This is a genomic window from Luteimonas sp. S4-F44, from assembly GCF_022637415.1.
Lineage (GTDB): Bacteria > Pseudomonadota > Gammaproteobacteria > Xanthomonadales > Xanthomonadaceae > Luteimonas.
On record NZ_CP093340.1, the window covers coordinates 1,232,443 to 1,254,632 of the forward strand.

The 22,190-nt window shown below is 69.3% G+C and carries 20 protein-coding genes, 1 tRNA gene and 1 pseudogene; 11 read left to right on the forward strand and 11 right to left on the reverse strand.

Annotation, left to right across the window (positions count from 1 at the left end; genetic code table 11):
* Positions 1-12 precede the first annotated feature (12 nt).
* The 6 genes from MNO14_RS05600 (at position 13) to MNO14_RS05625 (ending at position 6,273) form a co-directional block, all read left to right on the forward strand.
* Positions 13-99: transfer RNA gene (locus tag MNO14_RS05600), tRNA-Leu, on the forward strand.
* A 464-nt stretch (positions 100-563) separates the two neighbouring features.
* Positions 564-3,044 (forward strand): ribonuclease R, encoded by a 2,481-nt coding sequence (gene rnr / locus MNO14_RS05605; RefSeq protein WP_241945751.1) that lies wholly within the window; start codon positions 564-566, stop codon positions 3,042-3,044.
* A 78-nt stretch (positions 3,045-3,122) separates the two neighbouring features.
* The gene (gene rlmB, locus MNO14_RS05610; RefSeq protein ID WP_241945752.1) at positions 3,123-3,887 is read left to right on the forward strand and encodes a 23S rRNA (guanosine(2251)-2'-O)-methyltransferase RlmB; all 765 of its coding nucleotides are present in this window, start codon (positions 3,123-3,125) and stop codon (positions 3,885-3,887) included.
* A gap of 66 nt (positions 3,888-3,953) precedes the next feature.
* Positions 3,954-4,220, forward strand: a complete 267-nt coding sequence (locus MNO14_RS05615) for a hypothetical protein (RefSeq protein ID WP_241945753.1) — start codon at positions 3,954-3,956, stop codon at positions 4,218-4,220.
* Positions 4,221-4,400: 180 nt separating this feature from the next.
* Positions 4,401-4,715 carry a quaternary ammonium compound efflux SMR transporter SugE gene (sugE, locus tag MNO14_RS05620; RefSeq protein WP_241945754.1) on the forward strand — a complete coding sequence of 105 codons (315 nt, stop codon included), beginning with the start codon at positions 4,401-4,403 and terminating at the stop codon, positions 4,713-4,715.
* A gap of 427 nt (positions 4,716-5,142) precedes the next feature.
* Positions 5,143-6,273: a metallophosphoesterase gene (locus tag MNO14_RS05625; protein ID WP_241945755.1), complete on the forward strand. Its 1,131-nt coding sequence runs from the start codon at positions 5,143-5,145 to the stop codon at positions 6,271-6,273.
* Here the strand turns inward: MNO14_RS05625 and rnt are convergent.
* The 7 genes from rnt to pstS (MNO14_RS05660) form a co-directional block, all read right to left on the reverse strand.
* On the reverse strand, positions 6,248-6,943 hold the full coding sequence (rnt, locus tag MNO14_RS05630; RefSeq protein WP_241945756.1) for a ribonuclease T: 696 nt from the start codon (positions 6,941-6,943) through the stop codon (positions 6,248-6,250). The two genes, MNO14_RS05625 and rnt, sit on opposite strands and share 26 nt — an antisense overlap.
* A gap of 64 nt (positions 6,944-7,007) precedes the next feature.
* Positions 7,008-7,712 carry a phosphate signaling complex protein PhoU gene (gene phoU, locus MNO14_RS05635; RefSeq protein ID WP_183426068.1) on the reverse strand — a complete coding sequence of 235 codons (705 nt, stop codon included), beginning with the start codon at positions 7,710-7,712 and terminating at the stop codon, positions 7,008-7,010.
* 160 nt (positions 7,713-7,872) lie between these two features.
* On the reverse strand, positions 7,873-8,700 hold the full coding sequence (gene pstB / locus MNO14_RS05640; protein ID WP_241945757.1) for a phosphate ABC transporter ATP-binding protein PstB: 828 nt from the start codon (positions 8,698-8,700) through the stop codon (positions 7,873-7,875).
* Between the two features lie 52 nt (positions 8,701-8,752).
* On the reverse strand, positions 8,753-9,646 hold the full coding sequence (gene pstA, locus MNO14_RS05645) for a phosphate ABC transporter permease PstA (protein WP_241945758.1): 894 nt from the start codon (positions 9,644-9,646) through the stop codon (positions 8,753-8,755).
* Positions 9,646-10,620 (reverse strand): phosphate ABC transporter permease subunit PstC, encoded by a 975-nt coding sequence (pstC, locus tag MNO14_RS05650; RefSeq protein WP_241945759.1) that lies wholly within the window; start codon positions 10,618-10,620, stop codon positions 9,646-9,648. The genes pstA and pstC overlap by 1 nt, the downstream gene beginning before the upstream one ends.
* A 167-nt stretch (positions 10,621-10,787) precedes the next feature.
* Complete coding sequence (pstS, locus tag MNO14_RS05655) at positions 10,788-11,879, reverse strand: phosphate ABC transporter substrate-binding protein PstS (RefSeq protein WP_241945760.1); 1,092 nt, start codon at positions 11,877-11,879, stop codon at positions 10,788-10,790.
* A 224-nt stretch (positions 11,880-12,103) separates the two neighbouring features.
* Complete coding sequence (pstS, locus tag MNO14_RS05660; RefSeq protein ID WP_241945761.1) at positions 12,104-13,138, reverse strand: phosphate ABC transporter substrate-binding protein PstS; 1,035 nt, start codon at positions 13,136-13,138, stop codon at positions 12,104-12,106.
* 295 nt (positions 13,139-13,433) lie between these two features.
* Between pstS (MNO14_RS05660) and MNO14_RS05665 the strand changes: the two genes are divergently transcribed.
* Both MNO14_RS05665 and MNO14_RS05670 read left to right on the forward strand, forming a co-directional pair.
* Positions 13,434-14,735 carry a porin gene (locus MNO14_RS05665; RefSeq protein ID WP_241945762.1) on the forward strand — a complete coding sequence of 434 codons (1,302 nt, stop codon included), beginning with the start codon at positions 13,434-13,436 and terminating at the stop codon, positions 14,733-14,735.
* Between the two features lie 277 nt (positions 14,736-15,012).
* On the forward strand, positions 15,013-16,599 hold the full coding sequence (locus MNO14_RS05670; protein ID WP_241945763.1) for a M20/M25/M40 family metallo-hydrolase: 1,587 nt from the start codon (positions 15,013-15,015) through the stop codon (positions 16,597-16,599).
* Between the two features lie 149 nt (positions 16,600-16,748).
* On the opposite strand, the gene nth is transcribed toward MNO14_RS05670, so the two are convergent.
* Genes nth through MNO14_RS05685 form a run of 3 tightly spaced genes read right to left on the reverse strand, consistent with a single transcriptional unit; the run spans position 16,749 to position 18,603 of the window.
* Positions 16,749-17,441: an endonuclease III gene (gene nth / locus MNO14_RS05675; RefSeq protein ID WP_241945764.1), complete on the reverse strand. Its 693-nt coding sequence runs from the start codon at positions 17,439-17,441 to the stop codon at positions 16,749-16,751.
* Complete coding sequence (locus MNO14_RS05680) at positions 17,438-17,821, reverse strand: hypothetical protein (RefSeq protein WP_241945765.1); 384 nt, start codon at positions 17,819-17,821, stop codon at positions 17,438-17,440. Before MNO14_RS05680 ends, nth begins: the two co-directional genes overlap by 4 nt.
* Positions 17,821-18,603 (reverse strand): enoyl-CoA hydratase-related protein, encoded by a 783-nt coding sequence (locus MNO14_RS05685; RefSeq protein WP_241945766.1) that lies wholly within the window; start codon positions 18,601-18,603, stop codon positions 17,821-17,823. The genes MNO14_RS05680 and MNO14_RS05685 overlap by 1 nt, the downstream gene beginning before the upstream one ends.
* Before the next feature lie 181 nt (positions 18,604-18,784).
* On the opposite strand from MNO14_RS05685, the gene MNO14_RS05690 reads away from it, so the two are divergent.
* The 3 genes and pseudogenes from MNO14_RS05690 (at position 18,785) to MNO14_RS05700 (ending at position 21,274) form a co-directional block, all read left to right on the forward strand.
* A complete protein-coding gene (locus MNO14_RS05690; protein WP_241945767.1) occupies positions 18,785-19,489 on the forward strand; it encodes an FKBP-type peptidyl-prolyl cis-trans isomerase N-terminal domain-containing protein in 705 nt (234 codons plus the stop codon).
* 116 nt (positions 19,490-19,605) lie between these two features.
* Positions 19,606-20,414, forward strand: a pseudogene (locus MNO14_RS05695) (DUF1289 domain-containing protein).
* Positions 20,411-21,274, forward strand: coding sequence for a sulfurtransferase (locus tag MNO14_RS05700; protein WP_241945768.1), 864 nt, complete (start codon positions 20,411-20,413; stop codon positions 21,272-21,274). The pseudogene MNO14_RS05695 and the gene MNO14_RS05700 overlap by 4 nt, the downstream one beginning before the upstream one ends.
* A 50-nt stretch (positions 21,275-21,324) precedes the next feature.
* On the opposite strand, the gene MNO14_RS05705 is transcribed toward MNO14_RS05700, so the two are convergent.
* A complete protein-coding gene (locus tag MNO14_RS05705) occupies positions 21,325-22,080 on the reverse strand; it encodes an enoyl-CoA hydratase/isomerase family protein (protein ID WP_241945769.1) in 756 nt (251 codons plus the stop codon).
* Positions 22,081-22,190 lie beyond the last annotated feature (110 nt).

Sequence of the window (22,190 nt, forward strand, 5' to 3'; positions counted from 1 at the left end):
CGCGTCTGACCTGCCCAGGTGGCGGAATTGGTAGACGCACTAGCTTCAGGTGCTAGCGGGGGCAACTCCGTGGAGGTTCGAGTCCTCTCCTGGGCACCAGGTCACGCAGCCTTACCGACTGCGACAACAAACCCGCCGAGCGCGGGTTTTTTTGTGCCTATCGCCCGCGTTGTAAGGCGCGTTCGGTGTCGTGCGAGGAGCGTTCTTCGCTCTTCTGCTGCCCGCTACGCAGTCCCTGCCCAGCACAGTGGCCGAAAGCGCGTGAAGTTCCGCTGCACGCCATGGTTCATCAACCCGAAGTCGGGTGGCAGCCGTCCTGAGCTGCAGACTGACGGCCGGTGGCCGCGTTAAGCGCGCCAGGGATGGCGCGCGCCCGAGTCAAGGCAGGACGCCTTGACCGAGGGGAGAGCGGCTTCCGGCCGACAGGCGGCTGCCCATCCGAAGTGAACCCCCTCCCGCACTCAAGAGCGGAAATTCACGTCTGTCCTTAATCGTATTCCCGCGCGCAGCGGCGAGGCCACTCTCGACGCGGGCCTCGCAGCGCCGGGTGTACCATGGCCGCAATGGCAAAACCTCCCAGCAAGCGCGGCAGCCGCCGCGATTCCGAACGTCCCGCCCCAGCCGCCAAGCGCGGCGAAGCCGGCGGATCCTCCCGCAGCGGCAAACCGGCGGCCTCGCTGCCGCCGTGGATGCCCGATCCCGGTCTGCAGCGTGCGCTGCGGTCCGGTGCGCGCTCCGGAGCGCGCCCGCCTGCCGAACCCACCCCGGCGGCTCCACGCCCGCCGGCGTCGCGTGGCGGGCGGATCGACGACCCGCACGCAAACCGCGAAGCGGCCCGCTACGCCAATCCGATCGCCAGCCGCGAGGCGATCCTGCAACTGCTCGCCGACGCCCCCGGGCCGCAGACCGCGACCGAACTGGCCCAGGCGCTCGATCTGACCGATCCGGAGCGCTTCGACGCGCTCGGCAAGCGGCTCGCCGCGATGCTGCGCGAGGGCCAGTTGCTGCAGAACCGCCGCGGTGGGCTGGTGCCGGCCAAGCGGCTGGACCTGATCCCCGGCACGGTGATCGCCAATCCCGAGGGCTTCGGCTTCCTGCGCCCCGATAGCGGCAGCGGCGACGACCTGTTCCTGCCGCCGGCCGAAATGCGCAAGGTCATGCACGGCGACCGCGCCATGGCCAGCCTGACCAACGTCGACGCACGCGGCCGCCGCGCCGGTGTCATCGTCGAAGTGCTCGAACGCCGCACAACCCGGCTGATCGGCCGGTTCTCGGTGGAGTCGGGGATCAGTTTCGTGGTGCCCGACGACCGCCGGATCCAGCGCAATGTGCAGATCCCGCAGGACGCGCGGCTCGACGCGCAGGACGGCCAGTTGGTCGTCTGCGAGATCGTCGCCCCGGGCGACGCGCGCCGACCGCCGATCGGCAAGGTGCTCGCGGTGCTGGGCGATGCGCTGACCCCGTCGCTGGTGGTCGAGGCGGCGATCCACGGCCACCATCTGCCGCACGAGTTCCCGCAGCCGGTGCTCGAGGAGGCCGCGGCGGTCCCACTGACGGTCGAGGAACGCATGCTCGGCGATCGTGTCGATCTGCGCGCATTGCCGCTGGTGACGATCGACGGCGAGGACGCCAAGGACTTCGACGACGCGGTGTACTGCGAGCCCAACCGGGACGGCTTCCGTCTGGTGGTGGCGATCGCCGACGTCTCGAACTATGTGCGGCCGGGCACGCCGCTCGATGACGAAGCGCAGCTGCGCGCGACCAGCGTGTACTTCCCCGGTTTCGTCGTGCCGATGCTGCCCGAGACGCTGTCCAACGGCATCTGCTCGCTGATGCCGCGGGTCGACCGCATGTGCTTCGTCTGCGACATGCAGGTCGGTCGCGACGGCGAGGTGAGCGGCGCGAAGTTCTACGAGGCGGTGATGAACTCACACGCCCGACTGACCTACACCCAGGTGTGGAAGGCGGTGGGCGAGCAGGACGAGGACGCGCGCGCGTCGATCGGCGCGCTGCTGCTGCCGCAGGTCGAGCATCTGCACCAGTTGTTCCGCGTGCTGGCCAAGGCGCGGGCCAAGCGCGGCGCGATCGAGTTCGAGAGCTCGGAGGTGCGCTTCGTGCTCGACAATCGCGGCGAGGTCACCCAGGCGGGCATGCTGGTGCGCAACGACGCGCACAAGCTGATCGAGGAATGCATGATCGCCGCGAATGTGGAGGCTGCGCGCTTCCTGCTCGAGGCGGGCATTCCCGCGCCGTACCGCGTGCACGACAAGCCGCCGGAGTCCAAGTACACCGACCTGCTGGAATTCCTGAAGGAATTCGCGCTGCGCATGCCGCCTTGGGCGAAGGTGCAGCCCAAGGACTTCACCAATCTGCTCAAGAAGATCCGCGATCGCAGCGATGCGACGCTGCTCGAGTCGGTGCTGCTGCGCAGCCAGAGCCAGGCGGTCTACTCGACCGAGAACCTGGGCCACTTCGGCCTGGCGCTCGCAGCCTACGCCCACTTCACCTCGCCGATCCGCCGCTATCCCGACCTGCTGGTCCATCGCGCGATCAAGCATGTGCTCTCGGGCAAGCCGCTGGCGAAGTTCGACTACACCCCGCGGATGATGGAGAGCCTGGCGCTGCAGTGCTCTGAGCGCGAGCGCCGTGCCGACGAGGCCGAGCGCGAGGTCGACGAGCGTTACCGCGCGGCATGGATGGAGCAGCACGTCGGCGGCCAGTTCGACGGCGTCATCAGCGGCGTGACCAGCTTCGGGCTGTTCGTCGAGCTCGACCAGTCGAAGGTCAACGGCCTGGTGCACGTGACCCAGCTGCCGAACGATTTCTACCGCTTCGACCCCATCCGCCGGATGCTGACCGGCGAGCGTGCCGGCCGCGAGTTCCGGCTCGGCGACCGGGTGCGCATCCTGGTGCTCAAGGCCAGCCTGGAAGACCGCAAGATCGACTTCCGTCTGGTCGAGGAGGGCGCGCCGCAGCCCGGTGAGCCGAAGCCACCGCCGCCGCGCGGCAAACCGGCGAAGCGCGAGAAGGCGCCCTACCGGTAGAATGGATGCCCCTTCGGGGCCGGGGCCCGGGTCCCGGCCCCGAAACGTTTGAGCCCTCCTGAGCCCGAAGCCCGACGCATGAGCAGCAAACAGAACCAGTGGATCGTCGGCATCAATGCCGTCGCCGCGGCCGTCGAACACGACGCCGAGAACGTACGCGAAGTGCTGCTCGAGGCGGGGGCCAAGAACCCGCGGATCGTGGAGATCGAGACCGCCGCGCGCCGCCGCGACATCGACGTGCGCCGGGTCGCACAGCAGGCGCTCGACGGCGTCGCTGGTGGCCTGCGCCACCAGGGTGCGGTCGCGCGCTACGCAGCGGCCCGGACCTGGGACGAGCACGAACTCGAAGGCCTGGTGGAAGCGGCGGAAGGCCGCGCGCTGCTGCTGGTGCTCGACGGCGTGCAGGACCCGCACAACCTGGGCGCCTGCCTGCGCAGTGCCGCGGCGGCCGGGGTCACGGCGGTGCTGATCCCCAAGGACAAGGCCGTGCAGGTCAACGCGACGGTGCGCAAGACCTCGGCCGGCGCCGCCGACCATGTCCCGGTCGTGCGCGTGACCAATCTCTCGCGCAGCCTGCGCGACCTGCAGAAGCTCGGCGTGTGGATCTACGGCCTGGCCGGCGAGGCGAGCGCCTCGCTGTATGGCCTGGATCTGCGCGGCAACGTCGCGCTGGTGCTCGGCGGCGAGGCCGACGGCCTGCGCCGGCTCACCCGCGAGCATTGCGACCAGTTGGTGACGATCCCGATGCCTGGCGCCGATGCCGCCGGGGGCGTGGAGAGCCTCAATGTCTCGGTCGCCTCGGGCGTGGTGCTGTTCGAAGCCGTGCGCCAGCGGCTGGGCTGAGCCGTGCTTGCCCGCCGGGGCGGGCGGGCGGATGATGCGATCGGCTTCCGCGTAGAGGAGAACGGAATGGACCTGCTCTGGCACCAATGGTGCGGCATCGTCGGCGCGTCGCTGATCGTGCTGGCTTACTTCCTGCTCCAAGTCACACGGCTATCGGGCGCTGGCCTGCCGTATCTGCTGCTGAATCTGTTCGGCGCCATCGGCGTGGTGCTCTCGCTCTATGGCGGCTTCGATGTCACCGTGCTGGCGATGCAGCTGGCCTGGATCGCGATCAGCCTGTTCGGCATCGTCCGGACGCTGAGCGCCCGCAGTCGGGCGACCAGTCCGCACTGACGGCGACGCGTCCGACACGGCGCGTCCGACTACAGCGCGTCCGATCACGGCCGCGGCGGGTCAGGCCGCGGTCATCCCTCGCGTCATGGCCTGCGCCAGAATGCCGCGCAGGAAGCGGGGACGACCCCGCCGCTCCATCCACATCCGGGGACGGCCCCATCGCCACGATGGAGGTGCGTCATGTCCTGGATCATTCTCGTACTGGCCGGTCTGTTCGAGATCGCATGGGCGATCGGCCTGAAATACACCGAAGGCTTCACGCGGTTCTGGCCCACGGTCGGCACGGTGGCATCAATGGTGATCAGCGTCGGCCTGCTGGGGATCGCGATGCGCACGTTGCCGGTCGGCACCGCGTACGCGGTCTGGGTCGGCATCGGCGCGGTCGGCACTGTGATCCTGGGCATCGTGCTGATGGGCGATGCGGCCAGTCCCGGGCGCCTGATCAGCCTCGCGTTGATCGTTGCCGGCATCATTGGGCTCAAGCTCGCCAGCTGATCTGCGGGGCTCGCGTCGAAGTGAAGGCGCTGCTCCCTAATGCGTGAATGGGCGTTTCACTTCGGACGGGCAGCCGCCTGCCATCCCGAAGCCGCTCTCCAACGGTCGAGATCCAGCCCTCGCGAAATTGCACTCTGACCCTGGTTCTGCCCCAAGCCGGTTTCGGGTGGATGCAGCACCGCATGCCGGGACAAGTCGCGCCCCGGAGAAGAGCTCTGGATCGAGTGAGCAGAAGCTGGTGTCCCCTGACGTCGGCGAAGCACCAAGAGACCGCAGCCGGCCGCGGTTCAGTGCCCGGTGCGCGCTGCGTGCCAGGTGAATCGCCGCCATCGCGATGCTGGCACCGGCGCGCCGCATCGAACACCATAGCCGGCCCCCACGTCGGCACGTCGCGCACGCGCCGGCCGATTGCTGCCTGGAATCCGTCGTGCTCAGTGTCGTCGCCCTCGTGCTCGCGTCCTATCTCGCCCTGCGTCTGGTGCTGCCATTGCGTTGCGCGTGGCCGCTGCGCGTCGCACTGGCAGCGCTGATCTACGGACTGGCGCTGCATCACCGCATCGTCGCGCGCTTCGCCGGCAGCATGGCCTCACCCGAGTTGCCAAAGCTGGTCATTGCCGCGCTTGGCACCGGGTTCGTGGCGCTGCTGCTCACCGCGCTGCTGGTGCTGCTGCTCGATCTCGCGACGCTCGCGGCCTGGGCGCTGCGCCGGCCGGGGGCGTTGTCGGCCTTGCGCGCGCGGTGGCTGCGGCCGGGTGCGGCCGCGCTGGCGTTGCTGCTGTCGCTGTACGGCACCTGGCAGGCGATGGTGGTGCCCAAGGTGCGTCAGATCGAGATTGCGATCGCCGATCTGCCGCCGGCGTTCGAAGGCTATCGCGTGCTGCAGCTGACCGATATCCACACCAGCCGGTTGCTGACCGGCGACTGGGTCGCCGAGGTCGTCGCGCGTGCGAACGCGCAGCACCCGGACCTGATCGTCATCACCGGCGATCTGGTCGATGGCAGCGTGCGTGCGCGCAGGGACGATGTGCGTCCGCTCGCCGAGCTCCGCGCGCCCGACGGGGTCGTCGCGATCACCGGCAACCACGAGTACTACGGCCAGTACCGCGACTGGATGGATGCGTTCGCCGCGCTGGGCATGACGGTGCTCGAGAACGCGCATCTGCGCATCGCACGCGGGGACGCCGCGCTGACCGTGGCCGGCGTCACCGATCCGGTCGCCGCGCGTTACGGCCTGCCGTTGCCCGATGCCGCGGCGGCGCTGGCCGGCGCCGATCCGGACGCGCCGGTGATCCTGCTCGACCACCGTCCGGGCGAGGCCCGCGTGCATGCTGCGCGCGGGGTCGCGCTGCAGCTCTCGGGCCACACCCACGGCGGCCACATCATCGGGATGGATCGCCTGGTCGCGCGCGCGAACGGCGGTTTCGTGTCCGGGCTCTATCCGGTCGACGGCATGCAGTTGTATGTCGGCAACGGCGCCGGCCTGTGGCCGGGCTTTGCGACCCGGATCGGCGTGCCGTCCGAGATCGCGCTGATCACACTGCGTCGGGCGGCGGACTGAGCACTGTTGATGCGTCGGCCTCGGCGGGCGCGGCCATCGCCGGCCAGGCATTGGCGATCCGGCAGAACAACTGCGCGGTCAGCGTGGTGTCGTACAACGCCGAGTGCGCCTGCGACTGGTCCCAGGTCAGGCCGGCGGCCTGCACCGCGCGCGCCAACACGGTCTGGCCGTAGGCCACGCCGGCAAGGGTCACGGTGTCGAATACGCTGAAAGGGTGGAACGGGTTGCGCTTGTGGCCGCTGCGCTCGACCGCGGCATTGACGAACCCCAGATCGAAATGGGCGTTGTGGCCGACCAGGATCGCGCGCTGGCACTGGTGCCGCCGCACCGCTGCACGCACGTGGGCGAACACGTGCTCGAGCGCATCGCGCTCGGGCTTGGCGAAGCGGAACGGATGATGGATGTCGATTCCGGTCACTTCGAGCGACTTGGGATCGATCGTCATGCCTGGCGCCGGCTCGACGTGCGCATGCGCTGACTCGCCAGCGACCAGGCGGCCGTCGGCGTCGAGATCGAGCGGGATCGCGGCGATCTCCAGCAGCGCGTGACGGCGCGCGTCGAAGCCGCCGGTCTCGACGTCGACTACGACGGGCAGAAAGCCGCGGAAGCGGCGGGCCATCGGCGGAAGGGCAGTGGGGGCGGCAGTGGCCGGCGCGTCGATCTCTGGCATGCGCGCAAGCCTAGCAGAGCGCCGCCCGCGGCTCGGCCGCGGTGGCGGTCGCGCCGTCGACCGTTCAGACGACCGTGTTGGTGCCGTCGCGCTTCTCGCGCGGCGGCAGGCCATCGTCGCCGTGCTCCAGAAACCAGATGTTCTCGGCGATATTGGTCGCGTGGTCGCCGATGCGCTCGATGTTCTTGGCCATGAACAGCAGATGGGTGCTCGGCGTGATCGCGCGCGGGTCTTCCATCATGTAGGTCAGCAGCTCGCGGAACAGACTGGTGTAGACCGTGTCGATTTCCACGTCCTGAGCGCGCACGCGCTGCGCCGCCTCGGCATCGGTGTCGCGGAACGCGGCCAGCACTTCGCGCACCTGGCGCACGGCCAGCTCGCCCAGCACCGCCAGGCCGCGGGTATGCGGCAGCGGCGGAGCGAGGTTGAGCGCGGTCGAGCGCTTGGCCACGTTCGCCGCGTAGTCGCCGATGCGCTCGATGTCGGCGGCGATGCGCAGTGCGGCGAGGATCTCGCGCAGGTCGCGCGCCATCGGCCCGCGCAGCGCGAGCTTCATCACGTCCTGGCTGATCTCGCGCTCGAGGATGTCGATCGCATCGTCGTTGGCGACGATCCGGTCAGCGGCGCGGTCGTCGCGGCGTTCGACGACGTCGAGCGCCGATTCGAGCTGCGCGGCCGCCATCTCGCCCATGCGCAGGATCTCGCCGGTCAGCCGGCTGCGTTCTTCGTCGTAGCTCTTGACGATGTGGTCGTGCGGTTGGGTGGGCATGATGGTTACCTGGAAGGAAAGGCGCGGAAGCGTTCGTCTTGGGAAGGGCGTCGCCATCCATGGCGGGGTGTCGCCGGCTTCGGATCGACCGGCCCGGCCATCCCTGGCCGGGCGTTCGGGGGCGCGGTCGAGGCCGGATGGCCTCGACCGCGCGCGCCCCTCACCCAAACCGTCCGGTGATGTAGTCCTCGGTCTGCCGCTTGGAGGGGTTGGAGAAGATCGTCTCGGTGGTGTCGTGTTCGATCAGGTCGCCCAGGTACATGAAGGCGGTGTAATCGGACACGCGGGCGGCCTGCTGCATGTTGTGGGTGACGATGACGATCGTGTAGTCGACCTTCAGTTCCTCGACCAGTTGCTCGATGCGGCTGGTGGAGATCGGATCGAGTGCCGAGGTCGGCTCGTCGAGCAGCAGCACGTCGGGGCGCAATGCGACCGCGCGTGCGATGCACAGGCGCTGCTGCTGGCCACCCGACAAGCCCAATGCGTTCTGGCCGAGCTTGTCCTTGACCTCGGTCCACAGCGCGGCCTGGGTCAGGGCCTGCTCGACACGGTCGGCGAGCTGGCCCTTGGAGAGCTTTTCGTGGTGGCGGATCGCATAGGCGACGTTCTCGAAGATCGTCATCGGAAACGGCACCGGCTTCTGGAACACCATGCCGACCTTGGAGCGCAGCCGGTTCATCGGGTAGCGCGGCGAGAGGATGTTCTCGCCGTCGAGCAGCACGTCGCCGCTGGCCACCAGCTTGGGGTACAGCGCATAGATGCGGTTGAGAATGCGCAGCAGCGTCGACTTGCCGCAGCCCGAAGGCCCGATCAGCGCGGTCACGCGCTTTTCGGGAATCTCCAGGTCGATGCTTTTGAGCGCGTGGAAGTCGCCGTAGTGGAAGTCCAGGCCGCGCGCGGCGATCTTGACCGGCCGCGGGGCCAGCGCTTCGCGGGCGTGGGTCGCCAGCTGGATGCGTTGCGACGGCGCGGTATGCAGGTCGTTCATGGCCGGATCCGGTCGAAAGGAAGGAGTGGGGTGGGGAAGGCGGGGCGCGGCGTCAGTCATGCGGCACCCGGTTGCGCAGCAGGATCGCGCGGGCGCCCAGGCTCACCAGCAATACGAAGCAGGTCAGCACCAGCGCGCCGGCCCAGGCCAGCTGCTGCCAGGATTCGTAGGGGCTGCCGGCGTACTGGTACATCACCACCGGCACGCTCGCCATCGGGCGCAGCACGTCACTGTTCCAGTACTGGTTGCCGAACGCGGTGAACAGCAACGGCGCGGTCTCGCCGCTGATGCGTGCCAGCGCCAGCAGCACGCCGGTGACGATGCCGGCCGATGCGCTGCGGTAGAGCACTTGCACCACGACCTTCCAGTGCGGCACGCCCAGCGACAGCGCGGCCTCGCGCATCTGCGTGGGCACCAACTGCAGCATCTCGTCGGTGGTGCGCACCACGACCGGCAGCACGATAAACGCCAGCGCGATCGCACCGGCCAGCGCCGAGAAGCGACCGCCAGTCTGCATCACGAACAGGGTGTAGACGAACAGGCCGAGCACGATCGACGGCGCCGACAGCAGGATGTCGTTGATGAAGCGCACGACCACGCCGGCCTTGCGCGCCCGGCCGTATTCCGACAGCCAGGTGCCGGCGGCCACGCCCAGCGGCGTGCCGATCGCGATCGCCAGCGCGCACATCACCGCGCTGCCGAAGAACGCGTTGAGCAGGCCGCCTTCCTGCATCGGCGGGGGTGTCATTTGCGTGAACAACGGCAGGTTGATGCCGCCGGCGGCCTTGCTGACCAGCGTCCACAGGATCCAGCCCAGGAAGAACAGGCCGAACGCGGCGGTCAGGCAGCCCATGAGAATCGCGATGCCGTTGCGCACGCGGCGGCGCGCATACAGGCGGTCGGCGACCTGGCGTTCGCGCTCGGTGACAGTAGCGACAGCGGTCATCACTTGCCCTCCCGGCGGGCGAGTTGCATCAGCATCAAGCGGGCGATCGCGAGCACCACGAAAGTGACGATGAACAGCACGAAGCCCAGCAGCAGCAGCGCCGAGCGATAGGTCTCGGTGGCTTCGCCGAAGTCATTGGCGATCAGTGCGGCGATCGTCGTTCCCGGTTCCAGCAACGACGGCGTCAGCCGCACCGAGTTGCCGATCACGAAGGCCACCGCCATCGTCTCGCCGAGCGCGCGGCCCAGTCCGAGGAAGATGCCGCCGATGACCGCCGAGCGGGTGTAGGGCAGCACGATGTCCCAGCTGACCTCCCACTTGGTCGCGCCCAGCGCGTAGGCCGATTCCTTGAGCCGCGTCGGTACGGTCAGGAAGACCTCGCGCATCACCGCCGAGATGAAGGGGATCACCATGATCGCGAGGACGAAGCCGGCGGTCAGCGTGCCGATGCCCAGCGGCGGGCCCTGGAACAGCAGGCCGATGCCGGGCAGCGTGCCCAGGTGGTCGTTGAGCCAGGGCGTCACCCAGGTGGTCATCACCGGCACCAGCACGAACAGGCCCCACATGCCGTAGATGATCGACGGGATGCCGGCGAGCAGTTCGATCGCCGTGCCGACCGGGCCGCGCAGCCAGCGCGGCGCGACCTCGGTCAGAAAGAACGCGATGCCGAAGCTGACCGGCACCGCGATGATCATCGCGATCAGCGCGGTGACGATGGTGCCGGCGATCGGTGCGAGCGCGCCGTAGCGGTTCTCGACCGGATTCCAGTCGGCGCTGGTGAAGAACGACAGGCCCTGCGAGGCGAGCGCATCGCGGCCGCCCCACAGCATCGACAGCGCGGCGCCGGCGAGCGCGAGCATCACCAGCACCACGGTCGTGGTCAGGACGAAGCGGAACAGACGATCGGCGCGTGCGTCGCGCAGGTCGCGGTCGCTCGGGGCAGGAAGCGCAGCGGTAACGGTGGCGGCGGTCATGGGAGGTCCGAGAAGGAGGTTGGGCCGCAGGTGGCGGGTGCCGTCATTCCCGCGTGGTGGGAAGCGCCTGGAGAGTCGACCGACGGGTCATCCAGGGATGTGCGCGACCCGACGCACCGCGATGACGCGGCGTGTCCGCGCCCGCTCGCACGGGCGCGGAGGGACCGTCACTTGAACTCGGCGGCCCAGTAGGCCTCGATCTGCTGCACCAGTTCGGGCGGCAGCGGTACGTAGTGCAGCTCGCTGGCCTGTGCCTGGCCCGACTCGAACGTCCACTTGAAGAAATCGCGCGTCGCCTGGCTGCGCGCCGCGTCCTTGGGCTGCTTGTGCATCAGCATGAAGTTGGTCGCGGTGATCGGCCAGGCATCGGCGCCCGGCGCGTTGGTGATCACCAGGTTGAAGTCCTGCGCGCTGGCCCAGTCAGCGGTGGCGGCGGCCGCGGCGAAGCTCGCTTCGCTCGGCTGCACCCAGTGGCCGGCCGCGTTCTGCAGCGAGGCGTACGGCATGCCGTTCTGCAGCGCGTAGGCCAGTTCGACATAACCGATCGAGCCCTTGATCTGCTGCACGTACGAGGCCACGCCCTCATTGCCCTTGCCGCCCACACCGGTCGGCCATTGCACCGAGGTGCCTTCGCCGACCCGCGACTTCCAGTCGGGGCTGACCTTGGACAGGTAGTTGGAGAAGTTGAATGTGGTGCCCGAACCGTCGGAGCGGTGGACGATGCTGATCTTGCTGGCCGGCAGGGTCACACCGGGGTTGAGCGCGGCGATCGCCGGGTCGTTCCAGGTCGCGACCTTGCCCAGGAAGATGTCGGCGAGCAGCGCGCCGGTGAGCTTGAGCTGGCCGGGGGCCAGGCCTTCGACGTTGAGAACGGGCACCACGCCACCGATCGCTGAGGGAAACTGGCCCAGACCCGCGGCCTGCAGTTCGGCGCTGTCGAGCGGCTTGTCGGACGACCCGAAGTCGACGGTGCCGGCCTTGATCTGGGCAATGCCGCCGCCCGAACCGATCGACTGGTAATTGACCTTGTTGCCGGTGGCGGCGTTGTAGTCGGCCGACCACTTGGACACCAGCGGGTAGATGAAGGAGGCGCCGGCGCCCGAGATCTCGGCGGCGACGCGATCGCGCGCGCCCGGCTGCGCGGCGGGCGTACCGTCGGCGGTCTGGCCGGCCGGAGCGTCGTGGCCGCCGCCGCAGGCGGCGAGGAAGAGCAGGGAGGACAGCGCGAGGGCGCCGATGCGGACCGGATGACGGGACATGCGCAAGCTCCATGTGGGGGGAGGCGACGCCGCGCGCCGCCGGGGTGCGCTCATGAAATGATGTTTTTGTTACAGGCGTATGACGTCGGGGCCGTTGGCCGATGGGCGGTCAAAAAAAAGGGCCCGAAGGCCCGTCGAGGAAGAAAGGACGCAGCGCGAGGCCACGGGCCGGCTGGGAGAGGGCAACCGGCCCGCGGTGTTGCCGGCGCGATGCGTCGAAGGCGTCAGTACTGCGCGTTCTGGCTCCAATAGCGCTCGATCTGCTGCACCAGCGACGCCGGCAACGGCACGTAGCCGAGCTGGCGGGCCTGCTGGCCGCCGTTGGCGTAGACCCAGCGGAAGAATTCCTGCGCATTCTTGGCGCCGGCACGGTTTCTCGGCTCGCGGTGCATCAGGATGAAATTGGTCGCCGTGATCGGCCAGGCGTTCTCGCCCGGGGCGTTGGTCATGACCAGATGGAAGTCGCGGGTCGAGGCCCAGTCCGCGCTGGCGGCCGCGGCCGAGAAGGTCTCTTCGCTCGGATTGACGAAGTTGCCCGCGGCATTCTTCAGGCGCGAATAGGCCAGGCGGTTCTGCACCGCATACGACAGTTCGACGTAGCCGATGCCGCCCTTGATCTGCTTGACGTACGCGGCGACGCCCTCGTTGCCCTTGCCGCCGATGCCGACCGGCCATTTGACCGTCGTGCCTTCGCCCACGCCGTTCTTCCACTCCGCGCTGACCTTGGACAGGTAGTTGACGAAGTTGAAGGTGGTGCCCGAACCGTCGGAGCGGTGGACGACGGTGATGCGCGCATCGGGCAGCGCCAGGCCGCCGTTGAGCGCGACGATCGCCGGGTCGTTCCAGCGGGTGATCTTGCCCAGGAAGATGTTGGCCAGCGTGTCGCCGTCGAGCTTCATCGCGCCGGCGGCGATGCCGTCGACGTTGACGATCGGCACCACGCCGCCGATCACCGACGGGAACTGCACCAGGCCGGATTTCGCCAGATCCTCGGGCGAGAGCGGGGCGTCCGACGAGCCGAAGTCGACGGTGCCGGCCTTGATCTGGGCGATGCCGCCGCCCGAGCCGATCGACTGGTAGTTGACCTGCTTGCCGGACGCGGCGCGGTAATCGGCCGACCACTTGGTCATTGCCGGATAGACGAACGAGGCGCCGGCGCCGGTGACATCGTTGGCCAAGGCGGGCGCGGCAAAGGCGCTCGCCAGCAGAGTGGTCAACAGCGCGAGGGTCGCGACCCGGTTCTTGAGCAGTGCGTACATGAGGTTCCCTGGAGTGATGGACGGCTCACAGCGCCGTGCGGCGTATTGCACGCATGCGGCATGACGATCCGGCGTCAATCGCGTGACCGTGCGATGACGCCCGCGCGAGATCGGCGCGACGCGCCGTCGGGCGCACTGTCATCGGACTGTCATCGCGTTGCCATCGGCCTGTCAGCGAGCCCGCGCAGTCTGCGCAGCGTCGCTAACGGGCGCTTAACGCCGGCTCGGGTCACGCGGGGCGTGACGCACGGACATAGCGCTGCGACACCTCTCACTCTCTCCACGGGAATCCACCATGCGTCATTCCATCCTGGCCGCGTCCGTCGCCGTCGCCGTTGCGTCCATTCCCTTCGCTGCTGCCGCACAGTCCCCGCGCGATGCGGAGGTCGCCGCGCTGCGCGCGCAGCTGGCCGAACTTCAGGCCAAGGTCGACGCGCTGGAAGTGCGCACCGACGCGCAATCGGACATCAACATCGGTACCCAGGAGAGCCTGGACAAGATGGCGACCACGATGCCGGTCGTCGACACCAAGGGCGGGCTGAAGGTCACCTCGGCAGACAAGCAGTTCGAGTTCTCCGCCGGCGGCCGCCTGCATTTCGACGCCTATGCCTTCGACCGCGACCAGGCCTCGAGCACCGGCACCACCGAGTTCCGCCGCGCGCGCATTACGCTGCAGGGCAAGGCCTATGGCTGGGACTATAAGTTCGAGCAGGACTTCGCGGCCGGCAGCGGCCTGGACGGATTCCGCGACGTCTACATCGCCAAGTCGGCGCTGGGCGGCAAGTTCACCATCGGCCACTTCAAGCCGTACCGCTCGATGGAAGAGCTCACCAGCTCCAACGAAATCCTGATGATGGAGCGGCCGTTCGCGACCGCCACCGGCCTGTTCAGCGGCCGCCAGTTCCAGCAGGGCGTGGGCTACCTGCGTGCCGATGGCAACTACACCGCCGGCCTGTCGGTGTTCAACCTGCGCAGCGCGTCGGGCAGCCGCAATGAGGGCGTCGGTGCGGCCGGGCGCGTGACGTTCGCGCCGATCAACACCGAGGACAGCACGCTGCACTTCGGCGGCTGGGTCAGCCAGGAGAACCTCAACCAGGGCTCGGCGGACTTCTCGGCGACGGCCAACTATGCCGGCCGCCGCGGCCCGTCGCAGACCATCGCCACCACCACCGGCGCCAGCCGCAACCAGGTCACCGCGGTCGGTGTCGAGGCCGCGGGCTCGTTCGGGCCGCTATTCTTCCAGGGTGAGTACGCCAATGCCACGTTCGGCCAGCCGGTCGGCCCCGATCAGGATGTCGCGACCTGGTACGTGCAGGGCAGCTGGCTGCTCAACGGCGGCCACAAGGCCTACAAGCCGGGCAATGGCATCTTCGCCTCGCCCAAGGTCGCCGACCGCGGCCTGTGGGAGCTGACCGCGCGCTACGACACGATCGAAAACAAGGACGTGCGCAACATGGACGTCAGCAGCTGGATCGTCGGCATGAACTACTACGTCAATCCGAACCTGCGCTTCATGTTCAACTATACCAAGGGCGACAACACGCTCACCGGCGATGAGACCGGGCAGTACGCACTGCGCACGCAGTTCGCGTTCTGATCCACGCCCGTTGTGTCATGCATGCGGCCCGCGGCGAACGCCGTGGGCCGCATGCGTTTGGGCGACTGCGATCAGGGACATGCGCGCACGACATGCCGACAGGGCGGATCGGATGCGCAAGGGATGCGTCGCGGCCTGCGGCTGCGGTTAGCATGGCGGTCCGGCGCCGCGGGGGCGGTGCCGTCGCCGGCCCGTCCGTTGTGCGGGCCTTCGTTCCGCAGTCCCGGGGAGTCTTGTGAGTACGCAATCCCACGTTTTCCGTCTGTTGCAGGCGGCATTGGCCGCCGTCGTCCTGTTGCCGGTGCTGGCGTCCGCCCAGGCCATCGAGCCAGTCGACCTCGATGTCGTGGCCAAGATCCGCCACGAGGCCTTCCATCGCTCGCAGGCCGCCGCCAATCTCAAGGAACTCACCGAGACCGTCGGGCCGCGGCTGACCAATTCGCCGGCCTATGCGCGTTCGAGCGAATGGGCGCGCGACAAGCTGCGCGGCTACGGCCTGAGCCGGGTGCAGGACGAGGTCTACGATCCGGCGTTCGGCCGCGGCTGGGACTTCCGCGCCTCGCGCGTGGAGATGATCGCGCCGCGCGAACTGCCGATCCACGCCTTGCCCAAGGCCTGGACCCCGGGTACCGAAGGCCCGGTCGAGGGCGAGGTGGTGCTGGCGACGTTCAAGACTCTCGAGGACATCGACAAGCAGCGCGGCAAGCTTGCCGGCAAGATCGTGCTGCTGGATGAGGCGCGCGCCTACAAGCCGGCCGACAAGCCCGATTTCCGCCGCTACACCGAGGAAGACCTCGGCGAGCTACAGACCTTCCCCGTGCCGCAGGACCCGGCCGGCGACGCGCAGGACAAGCGCCTGGAGGAGTACCGCAAGCGCCAGGTGCTCAACCGGGCGCTCAACACGTTCTTCGCCGAGGAAGGGGTGCTGGCGACACTGTCGATCAGCTCCTGGGACAACGGCATCGTCCGGGTGATGGGCGGTGGTGCGCGCAAGGCCGGCGAGCCGGTTGGCGTGCCGGATCTGGTCGTCGCTGCCGAGCACTACAACCAGTTGGTGCGCGCGGTCGAGCGCGGACAGGCGCCGCGGTTGCGGATCGATGTCGATGCGCGCTTCACCAGCGACGGTGACCTGCCGGCCAGCAACACCTTCGCCGACCTGCCGGGCACGTCGAAAGCCGATGAACTGGTGGTCATCGGCGCGCACCTCGACTCCTGGCACACCGGGACTGGCGCGGCCGACAACGGCGCCGGCGTGGTCGTGATGATGGAGGCGATGCGCATCCTCAAGGCGATCGGCGTCCAGCCCCGGCGCACCATCCGGATCGCACTGTGGGGCGGCGAGGAGCAGGGCTTGCACGGCTCGGCCGGTTACGTTTCCAGGCACCTGGCGGCCTATCCCGAGCCGACCGATCCCGAACAGCGGGCGCTGCCGCGGTCATTCCAGCGCGGTACCGGTCCGCTGCAGCGCCAGCGCGGCTATGACCGCTTCTCCACGTACTTCAATTTCGATAACGGCACCGGTCGCATCCGCGGCATCTATGCGCAGGAGAACCACGCCGCGGTGCCGATCTTCCAGGCATGGTTGGCGCCGTTCGCCGATCTGGGCGCAAGTATCGTTACCACGCGTAACACTGGCGGTACCGACCATCTGTCCTTCGATCGCGTCGGCTTGCCGGGCTTCCAGTTCGTGCAGGACCCCGCCGACTACTTCAGCCATGTCCACCACACCCATCTGGACACCTACGACCACGTGGTGCCCGAGGACCTGAAACAGGCGGCGGCGATCATCGCCTCGTTCGCCTATCACGCCGCGATGCGCGAGCAGCGGTTGCCGCGCAAGCCGTTCGTGGAACGCGACGAGTGATGCGGCGACGCGGGCCGGCGTGTGCGCCAGCCCGCGTCTTCGGTCGATCGCGCGGCCGGTCTCTCCCGTCATCCTGCTTTCCGTCATGTCCGTCGGGGCGGACGCCACCGGCGATCGTGGAGGACGCGCGCTTGGCGAGGGCGGCGCAGTCAGTCCGGCGTGCCCGGTGTCTTGTCCTTGAACCGGCACAGATCGCGGATCACGCACTTCGGACAGTCGGGCTTGCGCGCCTTGCAGGTGTAGCGGCCGTGCAGGATCAGCCAGTGGTGCGCACCGAGCAGAAATTCTTCGGGCACCACCCGCAGCAGCCGGTCCTCGACCGCGCGCACGTCCTTGCCCGGCGCCAGGCCCGTGCGGTTGGACACGCGGAAGATGTGCGTGTCGACGGCGATCGCCGGTTCGCCGAACACGGTGTTGAGCACGACGTTGGCGGTCTTGCGGCCGACACCGGGCAAGGCCTCGAGCGCCGCGCGATCGTGCGGGACCTCGCCGCCGTGCTGCTCGACGAGGATCCGGCAGGCGGCGATGACGTTCTTGGCCTTAGCGTTGAACAGCCCGATCGTCGCAATGTGGCGCTTGAGGCCGTCTTCGCCCAGGTCGAGGATCGCCTGGGGGGTGTTAGCGACCGGATACAGCCGCCGCGTGGCCTTGTTGACGCCGACGTCGGTGGCCTGCGCCGACAGGATCACCGCGATCAGCAGCTCGAACGGCGTGGTGTATTCCAGCTCGGTCTTCGGCTCGGGATCGAGCGCGCGCAGGCGCGAGAACAGCTCGTGGATCTCGGCCCGGGTCAGGGTCGGTCCGCGGCGCCGGGACGGGGAGGGCTGGGCGCCGTCGCTCATGCGTTGCCGCCTGCGCGCGCCTTGGCGCGGGCCAGGATGGCCGCGGCGCTGGCCGGCAGCGCCGGCCGTGGCGGGGCGGCTTCCGTTTCAGTGGCAGGCGTGGCAACGGGCGCCGGCGCGCGTGCCGCCTCTCTTGCAGCCGCGCGCCGTGCGCGCCGCGCCTCGCGGTCGCGGTAGCGCGCGCGTGCGTCCCAGGCGATCTGCAGCCGGGCGCGCGTATCGAGCAGTAGCCGGCGCGCCTCGTCGTCGAGCGCGGTCAGCGCCGCGTCCGGCCAAGCGGCCATCAGGCCGGCCTCGATCGCGCCGTCGACATCGTCGCGGCGCAGCAGCGCGACCAGGTGGTGCACAGGGACCGGGCTGGCGATGGGCTGGCCGGGCATCAATGGTTTCCGAACGTGGGCTTGCGTCGTTCCAGGAACGCGCGTGTCCCTTCGCGCATGTCCTGCGTCGAGAACGCCAGGCCGAACTGCGCGGCCTCATAGGCCAGGCCCTCGTCGAGCGCGCTCTCGCCGCCGACGTGGACGCAGTCGAGGATGCCCCGCAGCGCCAGCGGCGCTGCCTGTGCCAGTTGCGTGGCCAGCGCCATCGTCTCGGTTTCCAGCGCATCGGCCGGCACCACACGGTTGACCAGGCCCAGCGCCTGCGCACGGGTCGCGTCGATCGGTGTGCCGGTCAGGCACAGCTCGAGGGTCGCCGCGCGGCCGGCCAGGCGCAGCAGGCGCTGGCTGCCGCCGAAGCCCGGAATCAGGCCGAGATTGATCTCCGGCTGGCCAAGCTTGGCGGTGTCGGCGGCCAGGCGCAGATGACAGGCCATCGCCAGTTCCAACCCGCCGCCGAGTGCGAAACCGTTGACCATCGCGATCACCGGCTTGGGCATCGTTTCGATCCGGCGCATGGTGCGCTGACCGCGCAAGGCGAAATCGCGCCCCTCGACCGGGCGCAGGTCGGCCATCTCGGCGATGTCGGCGCCGGCGACGAAGGCCTTCGGGCCGGCCCCGGTCAGCACCACCACGCGTACTTCGGGCGCCTGCGCGGCGGCCTCGAAGGCCTCGAACAGCGCGTCGAGCGTCGCCGAGTTCAGCGCATTCAGTTTTTCCGGGCGGTGGACGGTGACGACGCGGATGGCGTCGCGATCGTCTATCAGTAGCGGGGAGTCGGACATAGGGGCTCCTGGCGCGGAACGCGGCGCCTGGAACTCGCCGGACCGCGCGCGGTCGAATAAGGAGGTCGTCAGTGGCGGTTAAGCCCTGCGACCGCTATCCTAGCGCGTCAAGAGGGGCGGTTCGACCGCCCTTTCTCGTACAGGCGATATCGAAAAATCTGACCTAGCGGAGAACCAGGGAATGAAGTTGCGTTTTATTGCGGCCGCCGTGGCGGCCATCACGTTCAGCGGTTCCGCGTTCGCACAGCAGCAGGCCGCAGCTCCCGCAGCTCCCGCGGCATCGGCGACCGACAGGACCACGCTGAGCTATGCGCTGGGGTTCGATCTGGGCAATCGCCTGGCCGAGACCGGTGAGTCGGTCGACGTCAACACGATCATCAAGGGTCTGCAGGACGGTCACGGCAAGCGCCAGCCGACCTACACCCCCGAGCAGATGGGCGCGGCCTACAACGCCTTCCAGCAGCGCATGCAGCAGAAGATCGTCGCTGAGCGTCGCGCGGCGCTGACCGAGAACGAAGGCAAGGCCTCGGCGTTCCTGGCCGAGTACAAGGCGCGCGAAGGCGTGGTGTCGCTGCCCAGCGGCGTGATGTACCGCGTCGTCGAGGCCGGCTCGGGCGCCAAGCCGACCGCGTCGAGCCAGGTCGAGATCGCCTACCAGGCGCTGATCGTGCCGGTCGGTATCGGCGTCAGCGCCGAGGACAAGACCGCGCCGTTCCGCGTGTCGGAGGCTCAGATCACCGGTCTGCGCGAAGTGCTGCCGCTGATGCCGCTCAATGCGGTCTACGAGATCGTGCTGCCGCCGGGCAAGTTCGTCACCGGGCAGAACGCGCAGGAGATCGCCAAGCAGCCGGTCGGCGTGATGGTGAAACTGCTCAGCGTTCGCTGATCGTCTCGCAAGCGTGTCCCACGACGCCGACGTGCTCCGCACGTCGGCGTTGTCGTGTCCGGGCTCCGCCTCGCCGAGCACACGCTGCGCGCGCGCCACGTCGCTAGAATGGGGCGATGGATGCTTCCTTCCGCGCCGTGCCGACGCCGTGCACCGGCGTGTGCACGCTCGACGACCAGGGCCGTTGCTACGGCTGCCTGCGCAGCACCGAGGAGATCGGATGCTGGCTGCAGATGAGCGACGACCAGCGCCGGCATCTGATGGAGGTGGTTCTGCCCGCCCGCCAGGCCGCGCGCGCATGACGCCGCCTGTCCTCGCAGCACGCCTGCGCCGGGTCTTGCACCCACTTGATGGCGCGCCGACCGCACGCGGCTGGAACGTCGACGAGCTCGACGGCCTGCTTGGACCGGACGCGACCTTGCGCGAGGCCGCGGTGCTGGTCGGGCTGGTCGAGCGCAAGCACGGCCTGCAGGCGCTGCTGACGCGGCGGACCGACACCCTGCGCCATCACGCCGGCCAGGTCAGCTTCCCCGGCGGGCGGCTCGAGCTCGAGGACCGCGGGCCGCTGCAGGCCGCCCTGCGCGAGGCGAACGAGGAAATCGGACTTGCGCCCACCCAGGCCGTGCCGCTGGGCTTTCTCGATCCGCTGGCGACTGTCACTGGTTACCGCGTGGTGCCGGTGGTGGCGATGCTCGATCCCGACTTTGCGCCCGTGCCCGATCCGGGCGAGGTCGCCGAGGTGTTCGAGGTGCCGCTGGATTTCCTGATGTCGCCGGCGAAGCTACGCCGGGTCGACATCGCGTTCGCCGGACGCACGCGCCATGTGCTCGAGTACGAGACGCTGCCCGATGCGCCGACCCATCGCATCTGGGGCGTGACCGCATCGATCCTGCTGAACCTGCGTCGTCATCTGGAGCGCGCATGAGCACGGACTGGCGCACGCTGGTGTCCGCCGAAGCGCTGGCCGCGGCGCTCGGAGGCGAGGATCTCGTGGTGGTCGATTGCCGGTTCTCGCTCGCGGCCTCGGCCGGGGCCCTCGATGCCGGCGAACGCGCCTGGCGTGCCGGGCACGTGCCCGGCGCGGTGTACGCGCATCTCGATCGCGACCTGTCGGGGCCGCACGGTCCCGGCCGCGGGCGCCATCCCTGGCCGATGGCAGCCGCATTCGCGCAGGTGCTGGGGCGTTGGGGGATCGATGCGGCCACCCAGGTCGTGGCCTACGACGACGGCGACGGCGCATTCGCCGCGCGGCTGTGGTGGCTGCTGCGCAGCTTCGGTCATCGCCAGGTCGCGGTGCTCGACGGCGGCTGGGCACGCTGGATCGCGCTGGGACTGCCGGTCGAGGCGCAGGCGCCGGTGCATCTGCCGCGCGAAGTAGCCGGCGCCTTCGACACCGAAGCGCTGCTGCACGCGGCCGACGACGTCCAGCGCCATGTCGCCGCAGGCGGCCTGCTGGTCGATGCCCGCGCGGCGCCCCGGTTCCGCGGCGAGGTCGAACCAATCGACCCGCGTGCCGGTCATGTGCCCGGTGCGATCAACCGGCCGTACACGGACAACCTGCTCGACGGCCGGTTCAAGGCCGCCGATGTGCTGGCGCGCGAGTTCGGCGCGCTGCTCGACGGTCGTCCGCCGTCGGCGCTGGTTGCGATGTGCGGGTCGGGCGTGACCGCCTGCCATCACCTGTTGGCGATGGCGCATGCCGGGCTCGATGGCGGGCGCCTGTACAGCGGTTCGTGGAGCGGCTGGATCGACGATCCCGCGCGTCCGGTGGCGACCGGGCCGTAGATCATGCAGTCGCGCGATCGCGCGATTCATGCCGTCTGCTGGGCGACCCGTCAGCGCCCCAGCCGCGCCACCAGGGCGCGCAGCCCGGCCTGGGTGTCGGGCGCCTGCCAGGCGGCGAGCTGGCGGTCGAGATCGAGCTGATCGGGTTGCAGGGCGTCGACGAGATCGGCGCGTGCGATCCGCCGCGTCTCGCGCATCGGCGCCTGCGGCAATGCCAGCAGCGAGCGCAGCCAGCCGCAGGCGGCCGGCACTGTCTCCTCGGGCTCGGCCAGGGCGTCGACCAGCCCGAGCCGCAGAGCCTCGTCCGGATCGACCTGTAGGCCGGCGACCAGCAGGCGCTCGGCCTGGCGCTGGCCCACGGTGCGCCGCATCAACTGCTGGATGCCGATGGGCGCGACCAGCCCGACCTGGGTCTCGTTGAGGCCGATCCCGAACGCGCCGCGCGTCATCACCCGGTAGTCGCAGGCCAGCGCCAGCACGCAGCCGCCGGCCGGCGCGTGGCCGGTGATCGCCGCCGCGACCGGGATGGGCGAGGCCGCGACCGCGCGCACGGCATCGAAGAAACCGTCCCAGGCCGCGCGCAGCGCGGCCGCATCGAGCGTCAGCAGATACGGCACGTCGAGCCCCGCGGAGAAGAACCGCGGCTGGCCCGACAGCACCAGGCCGGCGACGCCGTCGTCGGCCGCCACTTCGACGGCCTCGCGCAGCGCCCGGCACAGCGTCGGGTCAAGCGCATTGACCGGCGCGCGTGCGAGCCGCAGCTCGCGAATCGGGCCATGGGCGAGGATCTCGATCAGGGGCGGCATCGCGGACCTTCCGGCGGAACGGGAGCGGCGATGGTAGCCGATGCCGCCTGAGCGGCCGTCTGCGGCACCTCAGCCCGTGCTTGCGTGCTCGGCGTCGGGCGCGCTGGGGC